20 protein-coding genes are annotated in these 20231 nt (G+C 37.7%); 10 read left to right on the forward strand and 10 right to left on the reverse strand.

The genetic code is table 11. From position 1 onward, the window contains the following. Positions 1-98: 98 nt before the first annotated feature. Entirely contained in the window at positions 99-761 is a 663-nt protein-coding gene (locus HII32_RS01800) for a histidine phosphatase family protein (RefSeq protein WP_172187721.1), read from the reverse strand. A 140-nt stretch (positions 762-901) separates the two neighbouring features. On the opposite strand from HII32_RS01800, the gene HII32_RS01805 reads away from it, so the two are divergent. Beyond that, positions 902-1552: an MIP/aquaporin family protein gene (locus HII32_RS01805; protein WP_172187723.1), complete on the forward strand. Its 651-nt coding sequence runs from the start codon at positions 902-904 to the stop codon at positions 1550-1552. 60 nt (positions 1553-1612) lie between these two features. On the opposite strand, the gene HII32_RS01810 is transcribed toward HII32_RS01805, so the two are convergent. The 3 genes from HII32_RS01810 to gnd all read right to left on the reverse strand — a co-directional run bounded on the left by HII32_RS01810 (position 1613) and on the right by gnd (position 4563). Further along, positions 1613-2251 carry an NAD(P)H-binding protein gene (locus tag HII32_RS01810; protein ID WP_172187725.1) on the reverse strand — a complete coding sequence of 213 codons (639 nt, stop codon included), beginning with the start codon at positions 2249-2251 and terminating at the stop codon, positions 1613-1615. A gap of 155 nt (positions 2252-2406) precedes the next feature. Continuing rightward, the gene (locus HII32_RS01815; RefSeq protein ID WP_172187727.1) at positions 2407-3525 is read right to left on the reverse strand and encodes an NAD(P)-dependent alcohol dehydrogenase; all 1119 of its coding nucleotides are present in this window, start codon (positions 3523-3525) and stop codon (positions 2407-2409) included. A gap of 132 nt (positions 3526-3657) precedes the next feature. Continuing rightward, entirely contained in the window at positions 3658-4563 is a 906-nt protein-coding gene (gene gnd / locus HII32_RS01820) for a phosphogluconate dehydrogenase (NAD(+)-dependent, decarboxylating) (RefSeq protein ID WP_172187729.1), read from the reverse strand. Positions 4564-4880: 317 nt separating this feature from the next. Here gnd and HII32_RS01825 point away from each other — a divergent pair, with 317 nt between their 5' ends. The 3 genes from HII32_RS01825 to HII32_RS01835 all read left to right on the forward strand — a co-directional run bounded on the left by HII32_RS01825 (position 4881) and on the right by HII32_RS01835 (position 7107). Beyond that, complete coding sequence (locus tag HII32_RS01825; RefSeq protein WP_172187731.1) at positions 4881-5519, forward strand: DedA family protein; 639 nt, start codon at positions 4881-4883, stop codon at positions 5517-5519. Between the two features lie 164 nt (positions 5520-5683). Beyond that, the gene (locus HII32_RS01830; RefSeq protein ID WP_172187733.1) at positions 5684-6589 is read left to right on the forward strand and encodes a GH25 family lysozyme; all 906 of its coding nucleotides are present in this window, start codon (positions 5684-5686) and stop codon (positions 6587-6589) included. 101 nt (positions 6590-6690) lie between these two features. Next, the gene (locus HII32_RS01835) at positions 6691-7107 is read left to right on the forward strand and encodes a C40 family peptidase (RefSeq protein ID WP_172187734.1); all 417 of its coding nucleotides are present in this window, start codon (positions 6691-6693) and stop codon (positions 7105-7107) included. Between the two features lie 29 nt (positions 7108-7136). Here HII32_RS01835 and HII32_RS01840 read toward each other — a convergent pair whose 3' ends face one another. The 4 genes from HII32_RS01840 to lplA all read right to left on the reverse strand — a co-directional run bounded on the left by HII32_RS01840 (position 7137) and on the right by lplA (position 10338). Further along, positions 7137-8039 (reverse strand): aldo/keto reductase, encoded by a 903-nt coding sequence (locus tag HII32_RS01840; protein ID WP_172187736.1) that lies wholly within the window; start codon positions 8037-8039, stop codon positions 7137-7139. Between the two features lie 310 nt (positions 8040-8349). Further along, positions 8350-8817, reverse strand: a complete 468-nt coding sequence (locus HII32_RS01845) for a hypothetical protein (protein WP_172187738.1) — start codon at positions 8815-8817, stop codon at positions 8350-8352. A gap of 5 nt (positions 8818-8822) precedes the next feature. Next, positions 8823-9248 (reverse strand): hypothetical protein, encoded by a 426-nt coding sequence (locus HII32_RS01850; protein WP_172187739.1) that lies wholly within the window; start codon positions 9246-9248, stop codon positions 8823-8825. Between the two features lie 79 nt (positions 9249-9327). Further along, the gene (gene lplA / locus HII32_RS01855; protein WP_172187741.1) at positions 9328-10338 is read right to left on the reverse strand and encodes a lipoate--protein ligase; all 1011 of its coding nucleotides are present in this window, start codon (positions 10336-10338) and stop codon (positions 9328-9330) included. 164 nt (positions 10339-10502) lie between these two features. Here lplA and HII32_RS01860 point away from each other — a divergent pair, with 164 nt between their 5' ends. From HII32_RS01860 to HII32_RS01875, 4 genes are all read left to right on the forward strand, one after another. Continuing rightward, positions 10503-10961, forward strand: coding sequence for a universal stress protein (locus tag HII32_RS01860; protein ID WP_172187743.1), 459 nt, complete (start codon positions 10503-10505; stop codon positions 10959-10961). A gap of 76 nt (positions 10962-11037) precedes the next feature. Beyond that, entirely contained in the window at positions 11038-11928 is an 891-nt protein-coding gene (locus HII32_RS01865) for an RluA family pseudouridine synthase (RefSeq protein ID WP_172187745.1), read from the forward strand. A gap of 430 nt (positions 11929-12358) precedes the next feature. Then, positions 12359-13885, forward strand: a complete 1527-nt coding sequence (locus tag HII32_RS01870) for a helix-turn-helix domain-containing protein (RefSeq protein WP_172187747.1) — start codon at positions 12359-12361, stop codon at positions 13883-13885. Further along, positions 13878-15377, forward strand: coding sequence for a helix-turn-helix domain-containing protein (locus HII32_RS01875; RefSeq protein ID WP_172187749.1), 1500 nt, complete (start codon positions 13878-13880; stop codon positions 15375-15377). Before HII32_RS01870 ends, HII32_RS01875 begins: the two co-directional genes overlap by 8 nt. Positions 15378-15432: 55 nt before the next feature. On the opposite strand, the gene HII32_RS01880 is transcribed toward HII32_RS01875, so the two are convergent. After that, positions 15433-17835 (reverse strand): phosphoketolase family protein, encoded by a 2403-nt coding sequence (locus tag HII32_RS01880; RefSeq protein ID WP_172187751.1) that lies wholly within the window; start codon positions 17833-17835, stop codon positions 15433-15435. Between the two features lie 293 nt (positions 17836-18128). Continuing rightward, on the reverse strand, positions 18129-18860 hold the full coding sequence (locus HII32_RS01885) for a GntR family transcriptional regulator (RefSeq protein ID WP_172187753.1): 732 nt from the start codon (positions 18858-18860) through the stop codon (positions 18129-18131). Positions 18861-18985: 125 nt separating this feature from the next. Here HII32_RS01885 and ybaK point away from each other — a divergent pair, with 125 nt between their 5' ends. Together ybaK and HII32_RS01895 are read left to right on the forward strand one after the other, a co-directional pair. Further along, on the forward strand, positions 18986-19486 hold the full coding sequence (ybaK, locus tag HII32_RS01890; RefSeq protein ID WP_172187755.1) for a Cys-tRNA(Pro) deacylase: 501 nt from the start codon (positions 18986-18988) through the stop codon (positions 19484-19486). A gap of 1 nt (position 19487) precedes the next feature. Next, positions 19488-20222 (forward strand): hypothetical protein, encoded by a 735-nt coding sequence (locus tag HII32_RS01895; protein ID WP_172187757.1) that lies wholly within the window; start codon positions 19488-19490, stop codon positions 20220-20222. Positions 20223-20231: the final 9 nt, after the last annotated feature.

The raw sequence follows: 20231 nt of genomic DNA on the forward strand, positions 1-20231 counted from the left end.
CTTTCTTCAATCACAAAAATGACCAGCTATTAACGCCGGTCATTTAGCAACAATAGTCATTTCACGATACCATAATTAATTCCAACTCTCAACCGCTTTTAAACCGTGTCCAGGTTGTTGAAATACTCTACTTGAATATCGTCATCTGTAATAGTTAATTTGGTAACACTACCATTAGCGGTCGCTACTCCTAAATCTAATTCAGGTGCATAACGATCTACAATCGAACGAATAGTCATGCCATGAGAAACCACTAAAACTTGATCACCATCTTTAGTGTTTTGCCGAATTTTGTCAAAGCCGCGGTCTAAACGATGCCAAAACATATCGTTATTTTCAGCTTGGTCATATAAGTCAGCTCGGGCAATTAAGTCTCGAGCCCGTTCCAAACCATACTTATTTAAGACTCCCGCTTCGGTGGTAGTTTCCACTTGGGCGCCGACAAATTGCCACATTTGGTTTAAATCGTTACCTTCAAAGTAACCATGAAATTGTTCTCTTAATTCGGGATATTGGTATTGGACAATGTTCATATTGTGCTCTGCATTTTCCTTTAAAATCAAGCGCATTGTATCAATGGCTCGACCTGAATCACTAGAAAAAGCAGCATCAAAGTTGATTTTGGCCAATCGTTTACCGGCACTATGGGCATCTTGTTGCCCCTTTTCGGTAAGCGGTGAATCAATCCAGCCCTGAACTTTATTGTATAAGTTCAAGTAAGTCTGGCCGTGACGAACTACGTATGCTGTAATTTTAGTCATTAAATCATCCTCCCTAACTATCGTTCTTACTATATATTATAACTTATTTTCTACTTACTTCCTAGAATAGGCTGTTCACTTAGTTTATGATAGAATAGATAAGTATTATTTTAGAAGTTATTTTATGGGAGGAATTTATTATGCAAAAATACGTTGCGGAATTTATCGGAACGTTTATGTTAGTCTTCTCCGGAACAGCTGCCGTTGTTTTAGCTAAAGGTGATGCTTTGACAATTGGATTGGCTTTCGGATTAGCAATTACTGTAATGGCTTATGCTTTCGGTAATGTTTCTGGTGGTAATTTTAACCCGGCCGTATCATTAGCTATGTTGATCAATAATCGCCTAAGTGGGATTGATTTTATTGGTTACGTGGTTGCTCAATTTTTAGGCGCCACAGCTGCTTCAGCTATTATTAAAACCCTTGTTGGTGATTTAGGCTTAGCTACTAATCAACTTGGCCAAACTGATTTTCCTAAAATTGGTGCTGGTACTGCCTTTTGGTTTGAACTATTAATTACTTTCATCTTCGTGTTAGTAATTGTTATGACTACTAGTGATTCATTAGGCAATGCTAACTTGGCTCCTTTAGCTATCGGTTTAACCCTTGGCTTTTTGATTATCGCTGCTTTAAACTTAACTGGCGGTTCATTAAATCCAGCTCGAAGCTTCGGTCCAGCTATTATGGCCGGTGGTTCTGCTCTCAAGCACTATTGGGTTTACTTGCTTGCTCCCCTCGTTGGTGGCGCTCTTGCCGCTGTCGTTGGTCGTTGGTTTGGTAGTGAAAACTAATAAATAAAAAAAGAAACGGTAACGAATTTTTAAGTTCGTTACCGTTTTTTATTTTGTCAATTAATACCAAGCTGGTTTATCACCATCAGTGTTGGGCTTATTTAAACCAATCGAAGCTCGTTTGTACTTATCTGGATGAGCCACAATCTCAGTTACTACTGTCGCCACTGATTTACGAGATACTTCTGTACCTTTAAAAGGATCGTTACGTTGCGTAACTTCATAATCCACTTCATCTTTATCGGTCAACCACGCTGGTCGGATAATAGTGTAATCTAAATCGGAATCTTCAATGATTTTAGCGGCCGCCGCGTAGTTAGTAATGTAATCGCCCAAAATAGTGTTGTTCCATTCACCGAACTTCCCTGGTACTTCGTCATAAATTCCTAAAGTAGAAATCCAAACAATTCGATTAACTCCGGTCTCATGCATCGTGTCAACGATTAGTCGAGCCATATCAATAACCTTGCCGGCCAAATTAGCATAAACGATATCGACCCCCGTCATAACCTTTTTTAATAAATTAGCATCCAAAACATCACCGGTTACTACGGTGGCCTTAGCTAATAATTTTGCGTCTAATTTCAATTTGGCAGTATCACGTAAAAATAGGGTCACATCATTATTATCATTAATTAACATCTGATCAGCTAACTGGGCAATTTGGCCAGAAGCCCCTAAAACTAGTACTTTTGTCATTAAAACATACCTCCTTGATTTAATTCTATCATAGCATTACCACTTACTATTAACAAGTACTTTATTAAGTAATTATTTATAATGATATATGATATTTATAATTAACGTGCTAATAAAAAAGGAATGAAGTTTTTAAACTTGCATTCCCGCTTTATCTATTCAGGTTGATATTGCTCATCAATAATTAGAACTGGTTTAATCGTTTCACCGCTAATTGAATCCGTATTAGCTTGATTAATATCCGCAAATGAATAAAATTTTTCAGTTTTATCGAAATCAAACATGCCGGCTTGATAAAATTCAATTAAGCGTGGAATATCAATTTGTGGAATGGCATCCCCCATGTTAACTCCAATCACCGACTTATTATCTACACACAAGTCATTCCACGTATCAATATCAATATGATTAGCAGTGACTGCAATTTCTGCTGCGACCCCACCTTGATCTAAAGCCGCAATGGCTTCTTTCATCACTTTAGTTACTCCGGTAGTGTCAACCGTAAAGTCTACTCCACGGCCATGGGTTAACGCTTTAATCGCCATTACCACGTCGCCACCACGACTATTGATCGTGTCGGTGGCCCCCAGTTCTTTAGCTAACAATAACCGACTGTCGACTTGATCTACCGCGATAACTTTAGTACAACCCGCGATCTTAGCGGCCATCATCGCCGCTAACCCCACCGCACCAGTACCAAACACAGCAATCGTGTCTCCTGGGCGAGGTTTTAACGTATTTAACACGGTTCCACTACCGGTAACATACCCACATCCTAAAGGCCCCAGTTTGCGTAAATCTAAATCATTGGGTACCTTAACGACGTTGCGTTCTCGTACTACCGTTGTGGTAGTAAACGAAGATTGGTTAAACATATCATCAATGGGCTGATCATCTAATGTAAAGTGGGCAGAACCATCAGGCCTAGTCCCAGATAAATTATTTTTAGCATAATTGCGACATTGTGTTGGAATTCCCCGTAAACAATTATCGCAAACGCCGCAAGCATAAAAGGATAATACCACATGATCACCAGGTTGCACGGATTCAACACTACTTCCCACCGCTTCGACAATCCCAGAGCCCTCGTGACCCAGTATAATTGGATAACCAATTTTAGCGTCCCCTTTGCGCAGGGCCTCATCTGAGTGACAGATACCACTGGCTACCATGTGAACAATAACATCGTCAGGTCCCATTGCTGCTAATTCAATATCATCTGTAATAACAAATGGTTCTCCTTGCCGTTGTACAACCGCTGCTGTTATCTTCATGATAATATCCCCTTTTATTAAGTATTTCACAAAGTTATTATATCAGGTTTTGTAACCGGTTTCAAACTTGGTTTTATTAAATTGAATCTACTAAAAAACTCTCACCTAAGTGAGAGTTTAAAATCAAATTAATTATTTTTTCATATCCATTGCGTGACCACCAAAACCATTACGTAAGGCAGAAACTACTTTACCAGTGAAAGAATCATCATTATTCATTGAATCCCAACGTTGATATAGTGAAGCGGTAATAACCGGAACGGCAACATCTTCATTAAGAGCTTCTTGAACAGTCCACTTACCTTCACCAGATGAGTGCATTGTTCCGGTAATCTTAGAAAGATTATCATCCTTTGCAAAGGCTTCTTCAGCCAATTCCATTAACCAGCCACGTACAACTGATCCATGAACCCAAACTTTGGCTACAGCTTCATTGTCATATTCAAATTGGCTGTTTTGCAAAACATCAAATCCTTCACCAATAGCACCCATCATCCCATATTCGATTCCGTTATGAACCATCTTTAAGAAATGACCTGAACCCGGTTTTCCTGTGTATAAATAACCATCTTTTTCGGCAATTCCTTCGTAAATTGGACGAATATGATCAAAAGCTTCTTGGCTTGGACCACCAATCATAAAGTTACCATCATGGCGAGCACCATCTTGACCACCAGAAGTGCCACAGTCAAAGAAGTTAATGCCCTGAGCTTTAGCAATTTCACTGTGACGAATTGAATCTTTGTAAAATGAATTACCACCATCAATTAGGTAATCACCAGATGATAATAAACTAACCAATTCTTCAACAGTTGAATCAGTTGGCTTACCAGCCGGAACCATAATCCAAACAATTCTTGGTGCACTTAACTTAGATACTAAATCAGCATTACTAGTAGCTCCAGTGGCTCCAGCTTCTACCGCTGCTTTAATGCTATCTGGGTTCAAATCAAACGCAACTACATCGTTGCCGTTATCAATCAAATTTTTCACAAGGTTAAGACCCATTTTACCGAGACCAATCATCCCAATTTGCATTCTAATTACCTCACAATTTATGTTTACTAGATTTAATACACTTTTATTATATATTTTGAAAGTAATTTTCGCAAGAGAAACTATTATTACTTTATGATAGTGATTGATTCGGACTTTTCATATTATGAAAAATGCTGATATATAGGCGTTTTTTCGATATTTTTCTTTTTTATTTAACATTACTTTTCAATTAACCGTTTTTAATTATTTGAAAATTTTTTTCATTTATTGATTTTTGAAAATTACTAATACTAAATGTCACTCAAGTCACTTCATGCTAAAATTGAAGTAATAATTAACGATAGGAGTAGTTATCAATGAGAACCAATCCATATGATATTTACACCACTACTAAAAATATCTCGATGACTCTTGATCATTCTATCAAAGCTGCCGTCGATGCTGGTGGTCTCGGTAGTTATTTTGTTTTCTTTTTTATCATTTTTTTAGGTTGTGCCTTTATCTTTTTGGCTTGGCTTCCTAGTGACGTTTTAATTTTTTTGTGTGGTAGTTTAGCTAACAGCGGTCACATGAATATCTTGATGGTTATTATAGCCGGTAGCGCTGCAGCCTTTTTAGGCAACCAGCTAAAATACAAAATGGCATTTCACCATCAACAACGCAACCCCAATCATCATGTTAAATTAAATGACAAATGGGCTGCCACTTATTTCAAGCGAAACAAAGACGGTTCCGTCGTCACCGGTAATCTCATTCCCGTAGTTGGTAACTTAATTCCAATGATTGCCGGTTATAATCGGATGAACTTTCAACGCTTTACTAAAGACAATATTAAAGGAACCTTTCTTTGGATCATCATCTTTACTATGATGGGATTTATCTCAAATAACATCCCGATCATTGAACATAATATGGTAATTTCTTCATTAATAGTCAGTCTATTAGTCGGGCTATTATATCGTTTGATCGAAAAAATTATCGTCAAATTCAAATAACGTAAAAACGACTATCACATAACGGATAGTCGTTTTTTGGCATTATTTTGCATTAATATTACAAATTCCGAAATATCTTTTAACCAAATTGAAACCTTGCTGAGATTTTCTAGTAGTATTGACTCGATATAATGATTTTTGTACTGATTTAGGAGATATTAAAGATGAAATTAAATACTAAAAAAATTATGGCTGCACTTATGGGTGCCTTTGCTGCATTAAGTTTTTCTACAACCGCTTTTGCTAGCAAAAATAAAATTGCCGACGTATCCCAATATCAAGGTAACATTAATTGGAAAAAAGCTTCTAAAGAAATGCAAATGGTTATCATCCGCGTACAACACGGTAACAAAGGTGATGCTGATTTTAAGGTTGATACTCACAAAGATATCAACGCTAATGGAGCTTACAAATACAACGTCCCCTTTGGCCAATATGACTACACAGAATTTACTAGTGTAGCCGATGCTAAACAAGAAGCCAAAGACTTCTACAAACGAACTAACAAACATGCCAAGTTCTTCGTATTAGACAACGAACACCGTAAAGGCAAAGGTAGCGAACAATCTTACGTAAACGCTTGGTACAAACAAATGCGCAAGTTAACTAATAAGCCACTGGTTTATTACACTTACGAAAGTTTTGCTAAACAACACAAAATCAATTTTTCTCAATTTAACGGTTCCTGGATTGCCAAATATTCCAATAAGAAACCAAGTGGTGTTAAGGCCGATCTTTGGCAATATACTTCAAAGGGCCATATCAGTGGTATCACTGCTAATACCGTGGATTTAAGTAAAGCTTTAAACGCTAGTAAAGTGAAGTCTTGGTACTCAACTCCTAAAAAAGCCAGTTATTACACTAGCTTACCAAGCAGCAAGCATTTCAAAACGTTAAAATCAATCGGTATTTACAAAACTGCTGAATTGACGGGTCATACCGGTTCCTTTAAAAAAGGTCAAAAATTAACCATCAAAAAAGTAGTTCGGTCTAAAGGCGGTGCTTACCGTCTTCAACTACTAAACGGAAAATACATCAGCGCCAACAAAGATTTAGTTAAAGCTGAATAATTTAATTAAAATTTTAAGGAGAGTTTATTATCAAATCAAATCGTCTTACTAACATTATCGTGAAACCATTTATTCTTTTTGCCTTCCTATTCGGGTTCGCAATGACCATGGCTACTACAGAAGTTAACGCTGACGCTGCTACTACTCAAAGTTATTCTAAAGTTTATGAAACTGCTAAAAAGCAATTAGGTAAAAGATATTCTTGGGGTTCCGTTGGTCCTCATTCATTTGATTGTTCTGGTTTAACTAAGTACGTTTACAAAAAATCAATCAAAAAGAGCCTACCAAGAACTGCTCAAGCCCAATACAACGGCACTAAAAAAGTTTCTAAACACAATCGTAAAAAAGGCGACTTAGTATACTTTGGTACCAGCAAGCACAACATTAGCCACGTAGGTGTTTATATCGGTGGTGGTAAGATGATTGATGCTCAAAATCGTGGTGTCATTATTGAAAAAGTTTCTGCACCATGGTGGCATGCAGTTGGTTATTCTCGTCCGGTTGCTAATTTAAAATAAAAAAGACTGCCTAATGGCAGTCTTTTTTATTAGTCAGCATAATTAGCTGGCGAATCATCCCATTTATCCACAGAATCACCCCATGGACCATCAGGATTGTGCCATTTAAAGTCATCATACCAAAGGCCGCGCTTGCTTTTGTCCAAGGCATTTAATTTGGCCACATCATCTGAAGTAATTTCAAAATCAAAAATTTGACTATTTTCAACAATTCGTTGTTCATGAATGGACTTAGGAATAATAACTAAATCCCGTTGGTATTCCCAGCGTAAAATAATTTGAGCGGCAGTCTTACCATACTTTTCAGCCAAGCTTAGTACAGTAGGATCACTCAATGAATCACCACCGCCTAGTGGTGACCAGGCTTCTAATTGAATTCCTTCTAAGTTAGCTTGAGCTAAAATATCTTTTTCTTGGTTCGTTGGGTTAAATTCCATTTGGTTAACTGCTGGCACTACATCAGTATGTTCTAACAGTTCAGCCAATCGTTCGTTATCAAAATTAGAAATTCCCAATGCTCGAATTTTACCTTCATGATAAAGTTTTTCCATCGCTTTGTAGGTATCGATAAACTTATCATCAACTGGCCAATGAATTAAGTACAGATCAATATAATGTAATCCCAGACGCTTTAATTGACCATCAAAAGCGCGTAACGTACTTTCGTAACCTTGGTTACCGTTAAACAGTTTAGTAGTTACAAATAGATCTTTACGGTTCATCCCGGTTTCTGCTAATCCTTCTTTGATTCCTTGACCAACCCCAGTTTCATTACCATATTGCTTGGCAGTATCAATTAGCGTATAACCATGCTTAATTGCTGTTGTCACCGCATTTTTAGCATCCGTATTGCTACTTTTCCAAACTCCCAAACCAAAACGAGGCATCAATATCCCGTTATTTAATTGGACGGTACTCTTTAAATCGCTCATTTATCTTCCTCCTAAAATTGTGAAGTCAAATCAACAACCCAATTTCATTTTGGTCATCTTTAATCTGATTGTCAACCATCTGGTTTTGAAGACAAAAAAAGAGGCGAACCATAAAGGCCCGCCTAACGGCATTTATCAAAGATAAATGGATTACTTAAATTCCACAATTCAGTAATCAGACACCTACATCCGGTAGAAAACGTGTCCCGTTCGAAAAAACACTTAATCGCTTTCGCGAACAACTTTCGTTGCGTGTCTACTCGACTCATCGCATAAATACATAATACCACATCGTTAGAATCAACGCTAGTTATTTTTCATCAATAGCTGATTCATTGCCTTCAAAAGCGTCTAATTGTCCTTGCACCCAATCATCCATAGCCGTTAAATGATCAGTAAGGTGATCAGTAAATTCTTCAGCATTCGTCATTTCGTCAATTCGTAGTCCAGAGGGATTTAATTGTTCCCCCACCGCTACTAGATATACATTCACCCCTGCCGTTTCTTCATCACTCATAAACTTTTCGATTCTAGCAGGTTCACCAAGTGGCAAATTAACTACGTTAGTTTCTACTCGAAAAACTAAATCCGTTTTTTTCACTTTCAACTCAGCCACCGCTAATTCTTCCTTAGCTAGATGTTGTTGCACAAATTCATAAAGTGGCAACATAGTTTTAGCAATATTTTTCTTTAGAGCAGCTAAAGTAACCTCACTTGTCTGACTAGCAATTTGATCATTATTAATAGCATCAATAAGTGCTGCGATATTTTGCTTCACGATTTTTACCCCTGTTTCTGTTTAATTTGTGCAATTCGTTCATTAATATACATTTGGCGTAACTTATATGCTTGCATGTACCAGTAAACGGCGATCACAATACCAAAAACGGCAATCAAACCAATGATAAACCGCACTACTAGTAAGCCTTTGGCACCTGAAATCATTGTCCCAATAACTCCGACTTGACCAATCGCATATACCGCCACGATTGCTGCCATTAAATAATAGCTTAAGCGCAAGTTTAGGGCCGCTAAAATAATGGCAACAGCATATAGCCCAATAGCTACTAAACTAATCCGTAGAAATTCACTAGGATCAACCGTCTTGGTTAATTTCAGGCCAGGAATCATGGTTAACGCACTCACTAATAAGTAAGTTATCATGGAAACCACTGCCCAACTGATAACCAGTTTCTTTTGCTTTTGCATTTTATCCTCCAAATAAAAACGATAAATTCAATTTGAATTTATCGTTAAACTATCCTTTATCTTACCGTATTTAAGTTAATTAGAAAAGCATTCCCAACAAGTCTTCCACTGAGATACCACTAAAATACTGACTTAAGTCGACCTCATTTAACACCTTCGCTACACTTTGACGATCAAATCTAGTTCCTGCTAATTTTTCAGCTAGCTCAGTTGCGTCACCAGAACCAAAGAAATCACCATAAAAGGTAATTTGTTCGATTTTACCATCATCAATTTGCAAGCGGGCATCAATCGTGCCGTTAGTAAAATGTTGCCGCTTTTTCAGCGTAAATTCAGGTGATTTACCGTAAACCCAGTCCCAATTATTATATACATCATCAAAAATAGTTTCGATGGCGGCATTATCTTCATCAGTTAATTGATATTCTTTATCCGCAATTTCTGCTAAATCATCAACATGAAATAGCTCTTTTAATAAGATATCGCGAAATTCAGGAGTGGTAATGTTTTGATATTTGTTATCCAGATATGGTTTTAGGTTAGTTACTCTAGAACGAACTGATTTAATACCCTTTGATTTAATCTTATCTTCAGGTACGTTTAACGCCTTGGTAACCACATCCAAATCCACATCTAGCATCAAAGTACCATGTGAGAAAGTCTTCCCATTTTTAGTGTACATAGCGTTACCAGAGAATTTCTTACCATCTACTAAGATATCATTTCTACCACTCACTTCTACCCCAGTGGCTCCCATGTCATGCAGTGCGTCAACAATGGGTTGAGTAAATGACTTAAAATCACCAAACTCTTCGCTATCACTATTAACCACGAAGCTAAAACATAAGTTACCCAAATCTTGATAAACAGCACCACCACCAGAAAGTCGACGAGTCACCACAATCCCATTTTCATCAACGTATTGTTGGTTAATTTCTTCTAGTGTATTTTGGTTACGACCGACAATAATACAAGGTCCCTCAATGTAAAATAATAGCAGTGGTTCATCAAAGTTTTTTTCATTCATTAAGTAGGTTTCTGTGGCCAAATTTTTCCGAATATCATTAGATTTCATCGAGACGTAATACATTCCAAAGGACCCCTTTATTGTTGAATTTGTCCATATCATAGCACTAAAAGTAAGCGATTACAAACTGATTTTTTCACAAGAAAAGAATAATCCTATTTACTTACAAATTACTCAATGAATGGTAGAATTAAGGTATAAATAAAAGTGTTGCTGGGGTGATAATTATGGATTCACAATATAAAAACGTCTTAGTACCAGTTGACGGTTCCGATGCGACTGCAGCTATTTTGCAACGAGCTATCGAAATCGCCAAAGATAATAACGCTCACTTGGACATCTTAAACGTATTAGAAGTTAATCAATTTAACCAAACTTACGGTAGTGTCGTTAGTGGCGATGCAGTTTTTCAATTAACCGAAAATACCGAAGCTGCTTTACGTAAAATGGAAAAAAGAGCTCACGAAGCTGGTTTAATGGATGTGGACATTCATATTCGTTTTGGTAATCCTAAACCCATTATCGCTAAAGAATTTCCAGCTGACCACGATAATGATATCATCGTGATTGGTTCTACCGGCTTAAGTGCCGTCGAACGTTTAATTATGGGCTCAGTTACCAGCTTTGTTTTCAGAAACGCCAAGTGCGACGTTATGATTGTCAAAGATAAAACTGATAAAAAATAATCTTTAATTCATCATTAAAAGGCATTATCGCACAGCGGTAATGCTTTTTAAATTGAAATCAAAGGAGTAAATTGGCATGCAAGAAAACGTCTGGCAATACCGTCGAACGGTAGCTGTTCCATGGAATCAACATAGTTTACGCCAACTTTTAAGTAAAGATTGGTTAATTCCTAAATACCTCATTCGCGCGTTGCGAACTAATCAACGGGTACTAGTCAACCACCAATACCAACCAGTTAACCAGTTAATCCAGGAAAATGATCAAATTGATTTAACGTTTAAAGCCAGTGATTTTCCACATTTACCACATCCCATCACTCCCGATTCCAGTGCCCCGGTTGTCGTAGCCTACGAAGATGATACGCTACTCATTGTCAACAAACGGCGCGGTGAAAAAACCCATCCTAATCAGCCTCAAGAAATAGGTAGTACTTTAAACTTTGTTGCTGCTTATCTCAATGCCAAAAATGAGGCTCCCTACATGGTCCATCGCTTGGACATGGCTACCAGCGGCGCCTTGATCGTGGCTAAATCACCAGCCGTCGTCCCTATTTTAAATCGCCAAATTAGTAGTAAAATGATCAAACGGCAATATTTAACTTGGGTGCACGGTAATCATTTACCTACCACCGGGACCATTAAGCTCCCCATCGGGCGTGATCCACTCGACAAACGCAAACGTATGGTGGCTGGCTTGAACTCCCAATCAGCCGTGACTCATTATCAGGTCCTGGCTAGTCGAGCCAATTATAGTTTATTAAAAATCAATCTTGAAACGGGCCGAACTCATCAAATTCGAGTACATTTGGCGGCCATTGGGCATTCCTTAGTGGGAGATCCCCTTTACAGTCACGATGCGGTTGAACAACCCATGTTACTGCATTCCTGGCAAGTTCAATTTCCTTTGCCTTTCACTGATGATTGGCATACCATCACGGTAGCTCCCCCCACTGATTTTTGGCGGTAATTCAGATTGTATCCTGACAAATAAAAAAGACTCCCCACCGGGAATCCTTTTTATTTTATAAGGGACTAAATGTCCGTGTAATTGGCAGCGTTTGTTGTTTTCCGTCCAAATCGGTTGAGATAACTTATTGCCCCCACAATAAGTTATCTCAAACCATGATTCGATTCTAATCGGTTAAATTTCAAACGTGGTCATGTTAGTATTTATCATAGCTATTTTAAGCATTTTTTAATGCTTCCCCTAGAAACCAGCGGATAATTACTAACCCCTTTGTCTAAATTACCCCTGCATTCTCCCCTGGCTTTCCTATGTCTTTAATTATAGAATAAGACTAACTAAAAAAGCTCTCAGCTTCCTTTAGAAAAAATATTGTTTTTGAAATTTATTACTGTTAAACCCCTTGCCTGCACTAACTAAGGAATAATAAATTATGTATAAAAACGATTTGCTAGATTCTACTGAACAGCAAAAAATCGAATTAATCAACATCTTATTGCAAAATGGTACCCCACCATATTTTCAGTTCGATAAGCCTCAGGTTTTAAAACAACTGGGGGTCAATACTACTAAACTAACTCAAATTGTCACTAGCATACGGACCGATTTAGCGGCAGAAATTAGCAGTGGCTTATTTGAAATTGGCTTAAATCGTCTACAAGTGTCCCTTCATTTCACCCCCAACTTTAATTATGCCGAGTTACTACACAAATATTTAATGCAATCACCCAACGTACAAATGTTGTTATACTTGTTAACTCATTCTTCAATGAATAAGCAACAAATTAACACTGAACTCGGAATAAATGCTTCGGCATACTTTCGCAGAATCCGGTATCTCAATCAGTTATTGACCGAATTTGATATTCAAATTAAAAATGGCATTTTAGTGGGGAATGAATTAAATATTCGGCATTTTTACAACCGTCTCGGTATTATTTTTAATCAACATCCTCTCTCAGATGACAACAACGCTGCGTTGTGGCAGACCGTTAGCGATTTGGAAGCTCACTTAAAAATTACTTTTAACCCCGATGCCCGTTTTATTATTTACTGGAATAGTTATGTCATTCAGTATCGTCGTCGTTTTATGCGACCGCAAAATTTAGTTGGATTAGAAGATCTGATTGATTTTATTACCCCTATGGCCGCTTTTGAAACCTTCCTAAGCAATTATCACTTTAACTATTCAACTATTGTAGATATTAATGAAGCGGTATTAGAGTTTACTATTTTATGGGTCAGCGATATCTTTACGAGTAAAAACGATAATTTCACTCATTTTTATGCTGGCCCATATTTACAAGGCAGTCCGCTTTACCAACGGTACCGTTTTTGTATGAATCAAATCAAACACTTATTTCCACGTCTAGCTCCCAGTTCGCAACAAGAAGTCACTCAAAAAATTTGGTTGATAGTCATCAAATTAACCTTTACTAAGGGCTTTTTATACACTATGACCGCGTTTGAAATTAGTCATTATCATTACACTATTGGACCCGACGCCCCTGTTTGGCCTCAGGAACAAGTCACTAACTTCATTAATGAGTTCACTCAACAAACCTCGTTAACCTTAGATGAGGCTGATTATCAATTTTTAAAAATCAACTTATTAAGCATCATTGCTAATACCCAAAATGCATTAATGGGCGCCTTAAAAATTGGGGTTAGAACCAACATGCATTTACCGCTCGCTCGCCGTTTTTACAGTCATATCCTTCAAGAGCTCACTTATTTTAGTAATATTAGTATTGAAGCGTTTAATGATAATAAAAATTATGACTACGTAATCACTAATATTTACGATTCATTACCAATCAACGAACCTCATTACTATATTTTAGGTTTAGGTGTATCAAGCGATTATGCCAATATTCAAGTGGCGTTACTACAAATCTACCAAAATAAATACAGTCAGTCTAAACCCACCTCTCCTGAAAGGAAACGCTCAGATGGATAAGAAAGACCTTTTAAACACGGCTGATCAGGCCACGTTAAGCTTAATTGATAGCACTTTAATCATTAGTAACCGTCAGCAGGCAGTGCCATTGAAAGATTTAGAAGAACAATTATCAATCAACACCAGTCGCCTTAATCAACTCATCGAAACTATTCAATACGATTTTGCTGACGAAATCAAACAGCAAAGATTTACGTTTGCCGTTATTGAAAATGAATTGATAATTCAATTCACTGCCAATTTTAGCTACGCTGACTTATTGCGTAAATATTTATTTACGTCGGTAAACGTTCAAATATTCATGTATTTATTACAGCACCCCAAATTAAATAAGGTCGAATTACTCTATCAATTAAACATTAGTGAGGCCACTTATTTTAGACGCCTACAACATCTAAACGAACTGTTAGTAGAGTTTAAATTAGAACTAAGTAACGGCGTTTTAGTAGGTAGTGAAATGGATATTCGTTATTTTTATTTGAATTTGGGGGCTATTTTTGATTTAAAATGGCCGACCGCTAAAGACAATCAAATCGTTCAAGAGGTAAAACAACTAGAACAAATCCTGCAAACTAATTTCAGTCCCAGCATTGCTTTTAACGTCTACTGGCTCATTCAAATTACTCATTATCGCAGTCAATTTGCCGATGCTAGCAACTATGAGCAAGCCGAGTGGATTCAAAAATTTGTCGCCCCACTCCCATTTTTTAAAACATTCAAGCAAAATTATTTTAACCAACTCAGTTTCGTCAAACAGAATGGCCATCACTATGATATAGAAGCCAGTTTATTTTTCGTCTTACTTTGGACCATTGATCCCATGCCATTTGCCACCAGTAGCTATTGGCACCAACTAGAAACTAAAGAATTAGCTCAAGCTCCGTTTGTACGTTCATACCTCGTTACCATGCAGCAAGTAGATGATTATTTCCCCAAAATGATCCCTACTATTCGTGAAGGCGTCGCTCACGAAATTGCTTTAATTTGTCTCAAAATATTTTTCACTAATGGCTATCTTTATCGCATCAACAATTTGGAACGAATGCAAGACGCTACTTTATCTTTTACTATCGAGGATCCTTGGACAAATCAATTCGCTAACCGCTTAATTGCTACTATTGATGAAAATCATTACTTAACCTTGAATCCGACCGATATTACTTTACTTACCGAAAACTTTGTCAGCATCGTCAATAACACTCATAAAGCCTTAGCCGGTAAAATTAAAATCGGTTTATCCAGCGCTCAATCTAGACCGCTAGTAAACGTTTTTCGACGTTATATTATCTTGGGATTATCGTACTTTACTAACGTAGAAATCGAACTATATTCCGATACTCATCAATACGATTATGTCATTACTAATCGACCCAATTGGGATACTGATAAGGCCCCTGTTAGCTACGTTACTAATTTCGGAACTCCTGCTGAATACCACCAATTACAGTGGCAACTACTAAAAGTTTATCAACAAAAATATTCAACTCATTAACCACACAAAAAAAGAGACCGCCTAAGCGATCTCTTTTTTTATCTAATTAATTAGATTATTTGTTAAGTGGAGCCCATTTCCAGTTCATAACTTCTGGCAAATCAGTACCAACTTCGCGGATGTAAGCATTGTGCTTATCAACCATGCGTTGCATTTCGTGAATGAATCTCATTCCCTTAACGTTGTATTCTGGGATGCTCTTAACAACATCAGCAGCAACGTGGAAACGATCCATTTCATTAAGAACACGCATGTCGAATGGAGTAGTGATATCACCATTTTCACGGTAACCGTGAACGTGTAGGTTATGGTTGTGACGGTCAAAGAAGATTGACTTAATCATATCTTCGAAACCGTGGTACAAGAAGACAACTGGTGCATCAGTTGTGAACAATGTATCAAATTCTTCGTCTGACAAACCACGAGGGTCAACATCTGGACGACGTAATTTAAGAATGTCAACAACGTTGATGTAACGAATCTTCATTTCTGGGAAGTTCTTGTTCAAGATTGAAATAGCAGCAAGTGCTTCCAAGTTAGGTTCTGAACCAGCAGCAGCGATAACAACATCTGGTTTTTGACCTTGATCAGTAGATGCCCAATCAATGTAGCCAAGACCGTTGTTTACCAAGTTAGTTGCTTCTTCAATTGAGTACCATTGTGGACGTGGGTGCTTTGAAGTAACAATCAAGTTGATAGTTTCGCGAAGCTTAAAGGCAACATCACCAACAGCTAACAAGGTGTTAGCATCAGCTGGCAAGTATTCACGAACAAGTTCAGGTTTCTTTTCAGCCATGTGAGTAAGCATACCTGGATCTTGATGAGTGTAACCATTGTGATCTTGTTGGAATACAGTTGAAGTATTCACAAAGTTCAATGATGGGTAATCATGACGCCATGATTGTTCAGCAGCCTTACGCAACCACTTCATGTGTTGAGTCAACATTGAATCAACAACACGACCAAAGGCTTCATAAGTTGAGAAGAAACCGTGACGACCAGTCAAGACGTAACCTTCCAACCAACCTTCTGCTTGGTGTTCTGAAAGTTGTGAATCAATCAAACGACCTGAGTGAGCAACATCTTCATCGTAAGGAAGGTTGATGTCTTCCATCCATTGACGAGGAGTTTCTGCAAGTAAGCCGTAAAGACGGTTTGATTTAGTTTCATCAGGACCAAATGAACGGAATGAGTCAGGGTTCATTGCAGTAACGGCACCCAACCATTTTGACCATACGATCATGTCTGAAGCTTCTTCAGCACCATGTTCTTTAATATCTACAGCAAATTCCTTGTAATCAGGAAGCTTCAATGGTTCTGGGTTAATCCCACCATTAGTGATTGGGTTCATTGCCATCCGTTGGTCGCCCTTAGGAGTGGTATCAGCAAGTTCTTGCTTCAATGAGCCGTCTTCGTTGAACAATTCTTCTGGCTTGTATGACTTCATCCATTCAACAAATTGATCTGCATCTTGCATGTCATTTGATGAAAGGTTCAATGGCACTTGGTGAGCACGGAATGAGCCTTCGATTGGTTCACCGTTGTCATCCTTAACTGGACCAGTCCAGCCTTTAGGTGAACGAACGATAATCATTGGCCATACAGGAAGAGTTGCAGTTTCTGCAGTTTCGTTTTCACGAGCATTCTTTTGAATAGCTTTGATTTCTTCGATAACAGTATCAAGAGTCTTGGCCATCTTTTCGTGCATTGGCATGTGATTGTTCCAGTCTTCCATAGTGTCGCCAGTTTCGACGAAGTATGGTTTCCAGCCCATACCTTCGAAGTACTTAGTAAGTTCTTCGTCAGTCATGCGTGAAAGAATAGTTGGGTTAGAAATCTTGAAACCGTTCATGTTAATGATAGGCAATACAGCCCCATCTTTAACTGGGTTGATGAACTTATCTGAGAACCATGATGCAGCCAATGGGCCAGTTTCAGCTTCCCCATCACCAATTTCAACAGCGGCAATAACGTCTGGGTTATCAAAGATAGCACCAGTACCGTGTGAAAGTGAGTAACCAAGTTCGCCACCTTCGTGGATTGAACCTGGAGTTTCAGGAGCAGCATGAGAAGCAATTCCGCCTGGGAATGAGAATTGCTTGAATAACTTAGCCATACCTTCTTCATCTTGAGTGATGTTAGGGTAGATTTCAGTGTATGAACCGTCAAGGTATGAGTTAGATACCATAACTTGTCCACCGTGACCAGAACCTTCAATATAGAACATGTTCAAGTCATATTTCTTAATAGCACGGTTTAAATGTGCATAAATGAAAGTTTGAGAAGCAATAGTTCCCCAGTGACCAATTGGCTTAACCTTAACATCTTCAGGTGTAAGCGCAGTCTTCAATAGTGGGTTGTTACGTAAGAACAATTGACCAACTGATACGTAGTTAGCAGCGTTCCAGTACTTGTCAACAAGTTCTAAATATTCTTTAGAATCGTAATCTACCATCAATTAACACTCCTTTTAAATGTCATAAATAAAGTTACAAGAATGCTCGTAAAAAATCTAATATCATTCTTTGATTATTTTACAACTCCTATCTTAACCGATAAAAAGTAAAAGTCAACCTTTTTATAAATTGATACGGTCCAATTTCAAAAAGCTATAAAATAACCTAACAACATCCCCAATTATGGACTGTTGTGAGCCAATAGTCCACCAATTGGAATTGATAATAACTAATGGGACTTAAAACCAACTTAATCCATAAAAAAAGCAGTGACTCCATCAATGAGTCGCTGCAATTATTTATTTTCATCCAAATTAACAAACGTATTGTAATTCAAATATTTATAATGAAGGCGCATGCTGGAAACTTCAAATGGAGTACCATCATCCATAAAGAAAATGCCTTCCATCGTCCCCACTGGTTCTACCGGCTGTAATTGAAGTAAGCGTTGGTCTTCAGCTGTGGACGGTTCCGCTGAAATAGTCATAAATGACTTAGTCACTGCCTTACCAGTTGAATCTTCTACAAAATTAAAAATAGAGCCCCCTACTGTTTGTGGGGTTAATTCAGGCGCAACTTTAATCGGAATATAGCCCAATTCAATCATAAACGGTTGCTCATCAAATGAACGAAGTCGTTTAATTTCATAAACAAAATCACCCGCGTTCAAAAATAATTCTGTTTGTAGTTCCGGACTGGCCGGAATAACCTTAAAATCCAATACTTGGATGCTTGGAATTTTACCCTCACTTTTGAAACTGTCGGTAACCCCTAAGTTAGAACCTTCATATTGAAAGATAGTTTGGTTCTTTTGGTATAACGGGTTAATAAAAGTCCCGGAACCCCGTTTTTTAAAAATAATTCCTTCATTGGCCAAGACGTTTAATGCCCGTTTAACTGAACTACGACTTACACCATAGTGTTCAGTTAAGCTACGTTCATCTGGCAGTTTTTTAGTGTTAAATTCATTATCTTGAATTCGTTGTTTCAAATCGGTCACGATTTGACGATAAACTAAATCAGCCATAGTTTACTCCTATCGTTATTGTCCATTCGTTAGTATAATCACTAACTTAGTATATCAGAACTCGATTGGAAAACCAGAACTAATCAGGAAACCAATGTGATAAAATGTCGGTTAGGAGGTTGATTATGTCGAAAAAAAGTAAAAAGAAGATTCATAAAACCCTAGTTGAACAAATTTTAGATAAACATAAAATTCCGTACGAACAGGCCATTTTCCCTACCGTTCAACAAGGCGATGTGGCCCAATTAGATGTTGATCATATGGGCGAAGATGAAAGCCGCATTTATAAAACGTTAGTGTTAAGCGGCAAAACCACCGGCCCTTTAGTAGGAGTGGTACCCATTGATAGTCATTTAGACGAAAAGAAATTAGCCAAAGCCTCTGGCAACAAAAAAGTCAGCATGGTGCCCTTAAAGGATCTGCTTAAAACTACCGGTTATGAACACGGGGCTAACACCCCCATTGGGATTTACGAAAAATTCCATTATCCCATTTATATTGATAATCGAGCTCAAGAACAAGGCACTATTTTAGTGTCGTCTGGTCAAATCGGGCGTTCCGTTAAATTACAAGCCGAAGACATGAAGAATTTAGTTCACGGTACCTTTACTGATTTAGAGGAGTAATGTGATTAATCTAGCAAATTTAGGCCATAATTTAGTAGTTGTTTTTTTCAGCATCGTGATTGTTCCTTCACTATTAACCTTAGGATTATCAACCATTAATCGTCGTAACAAGCAACTAATAGTCAACTATTGGGGCGTTAAAAGTCAACTTTGGTTCGGCGGAATCGGTGTAATCATTCATGAATTAAGTCATTTAATGATGGCCCTGCTGTTTGGTCACAAAATTACTCAGGTCACCTTATTAAACGTACCAACACCAGAAAATACCACGTTGGGCTCAGTTCGGCATTCCTGGAATGAACAAAATAAATACCAACAACTTGGTAACTTTTTTATTGGTTTAGCGCCCATAATTGGCTGTTCTTTGACGTTGTTGGGACTTAGTTACTTATTAGTTCCGGGACTAATTTCTTCACTACTAGCTACATTTACTGACACTATTGACATTGTTGACCAGAACCTTATTTGGTGGAAAATGATCTTATTTATTATAATTTCACTCAATATTGTTTGTGGTGGTTTTGATTTAAGTCGTGCTGACCTTAGTAACGCCGGCTTAGGTGTGGGCTTGTGGCTTTTGTTTCTTTTAATAATTACACTATTATTATCAGTTATTGTCCCGACAGGAAGCTGGTTGGTCATATTCACTAATTTAGGTTGGTTAATCGGACTGACATTAGGATATTCGTTACTATTATCGTTAGTCGTTTGGTTATTTTTAAAAATATTCTCATGAAAACGACAA

The sequence above is a fragment of the Lentilactobacillus kribbianus genome (assembly GCF_013184075.1).
Classification (GTDB): domain Bacteria; phylum Bacillota; class Bacilli; order Lactobacillales; family Lactobacillaceae; genus Lentilactobacillus; species Lentilactobacillus kribbianus.

Excerpts from the sequence above, each read along its gene's own strand:
- HII32_RS01865 (WP_172187745.1), top strand. The coding sequence starts at position 11,038 with ATGCAAGAAAACGTCTGGCAATACCGTCGAACGGTAGCTGTTCCATGG.
- HII32_RS01885 (WP_172187753.1), bottom strand. The coding sequence starts at position 18,860 with ATGGCTGATTTAGTTTATCGTCAAATCGTGACCGATTTGAAACAACGA.
- HII32_RS01875 (WP_172187749.1), top strand. The coding sequence starts at position 13,878 with ATGGATAAGAAAGACCTTTTAAACACGGCTGATCAGGCCACGTTAAGC.
- HII32_RS01810 (WP_172187725.1), bottom strand. The coding sequence starts at position 2,251 with ATGACAAAAGTACTAGTTTTAGGGGCTTCTGGCCAAATTGCCCAGTTA.
- HII32_RS01870 (WP_172187747.1), top strand. The coding sequence starts at position 12,359 with ATGTATAAAAACGATTTGCTAGATTCTACTGAACAGCAAAAAATCGAA.
- lplA (WP_172187741.1), bottom strand. The coding sequence starts at position 10,338 with ATGTATTACGTCTCGATGAAATCTAATGATATTCGGAAAAATTTGGCC.
- HII32_RS01840 (WP_172187736.1), bottom strand. The coding sequence starts at position 8,039 with ATGAGCGATTTAAAGAGTACCGTCCAATTAAATAACGGGATATTGATG.
- ybaK (WP_172187755.1), top strand. The coding sequence starts at position 18,986 with ATGTCGAAAAAAAGTAAAAAGAAGATTCATAAAACCCTAGTTGAACAA.
- HII32_RS01850 (WP_172187739.1), bottom strand. The coding sequence starts at position 9,248 with ATGCAAAAGCAAAAGAAACTGGTTATCAGTTGGGCAGTGGTTTCCATG.
- HII32_RS01800 (WP_172187721.1), bottom strand. The coding sequence starts at position 761 with ATGACTAAAATTACAGCATACGTAGTTCGTCACGGCCAGACTTACTTG.
- HII32_RS01835 (WP_172187734.1), top strand. The coding sequence starts at position 6,691 with ATGACCATGGCTACTACAGAAGTTAACGCTGACGCTGCTACTACTCAA.
- gnd (WP_172187729.1), bottom strand. The coding sequence starts at position 4,563 with ATGCAAATTGGGATGATTGGTCTCGGTAAAATGGGTCTTAACCTTGTG.
- HII32_RS01830 (WP_172187733.1), top strand. The coding sequence starts at position 5,684 with ATGAAATTAAATACTAAAAAAATTATGGCTGCACTTATGGGTGCCTTT.
- HII32_RS01815 (WP_172187727.1), bottom strand. The coding sequence starts at position 3,525 with ATGAAGATAACAGCAGCGGTTGTACAACGGCAAGGAGAACCATTTGTT.
- HII32_RS01860 (WP_172187743.1), top strand. The coding sequence starts at position 10,503 with ATGGATTCACAATATAAAAACGTCTTAGTACCAGTTGACGGTTCCGAT.
- HII32_RS01805 (WP_172187723.1), top strand. The coding sequence starts at position 902 with ATGCAAAAATACGTTGCGGAATTTATCGGAACGTTTATGTTAGTCTTC.
- HII32_RS01825 (WP_172187731.1), top strand. The coding sequence starts at position 4,881 with ATGAGAACCAATCCATATGATATTTACACCACTACTAAAAATATCTCG.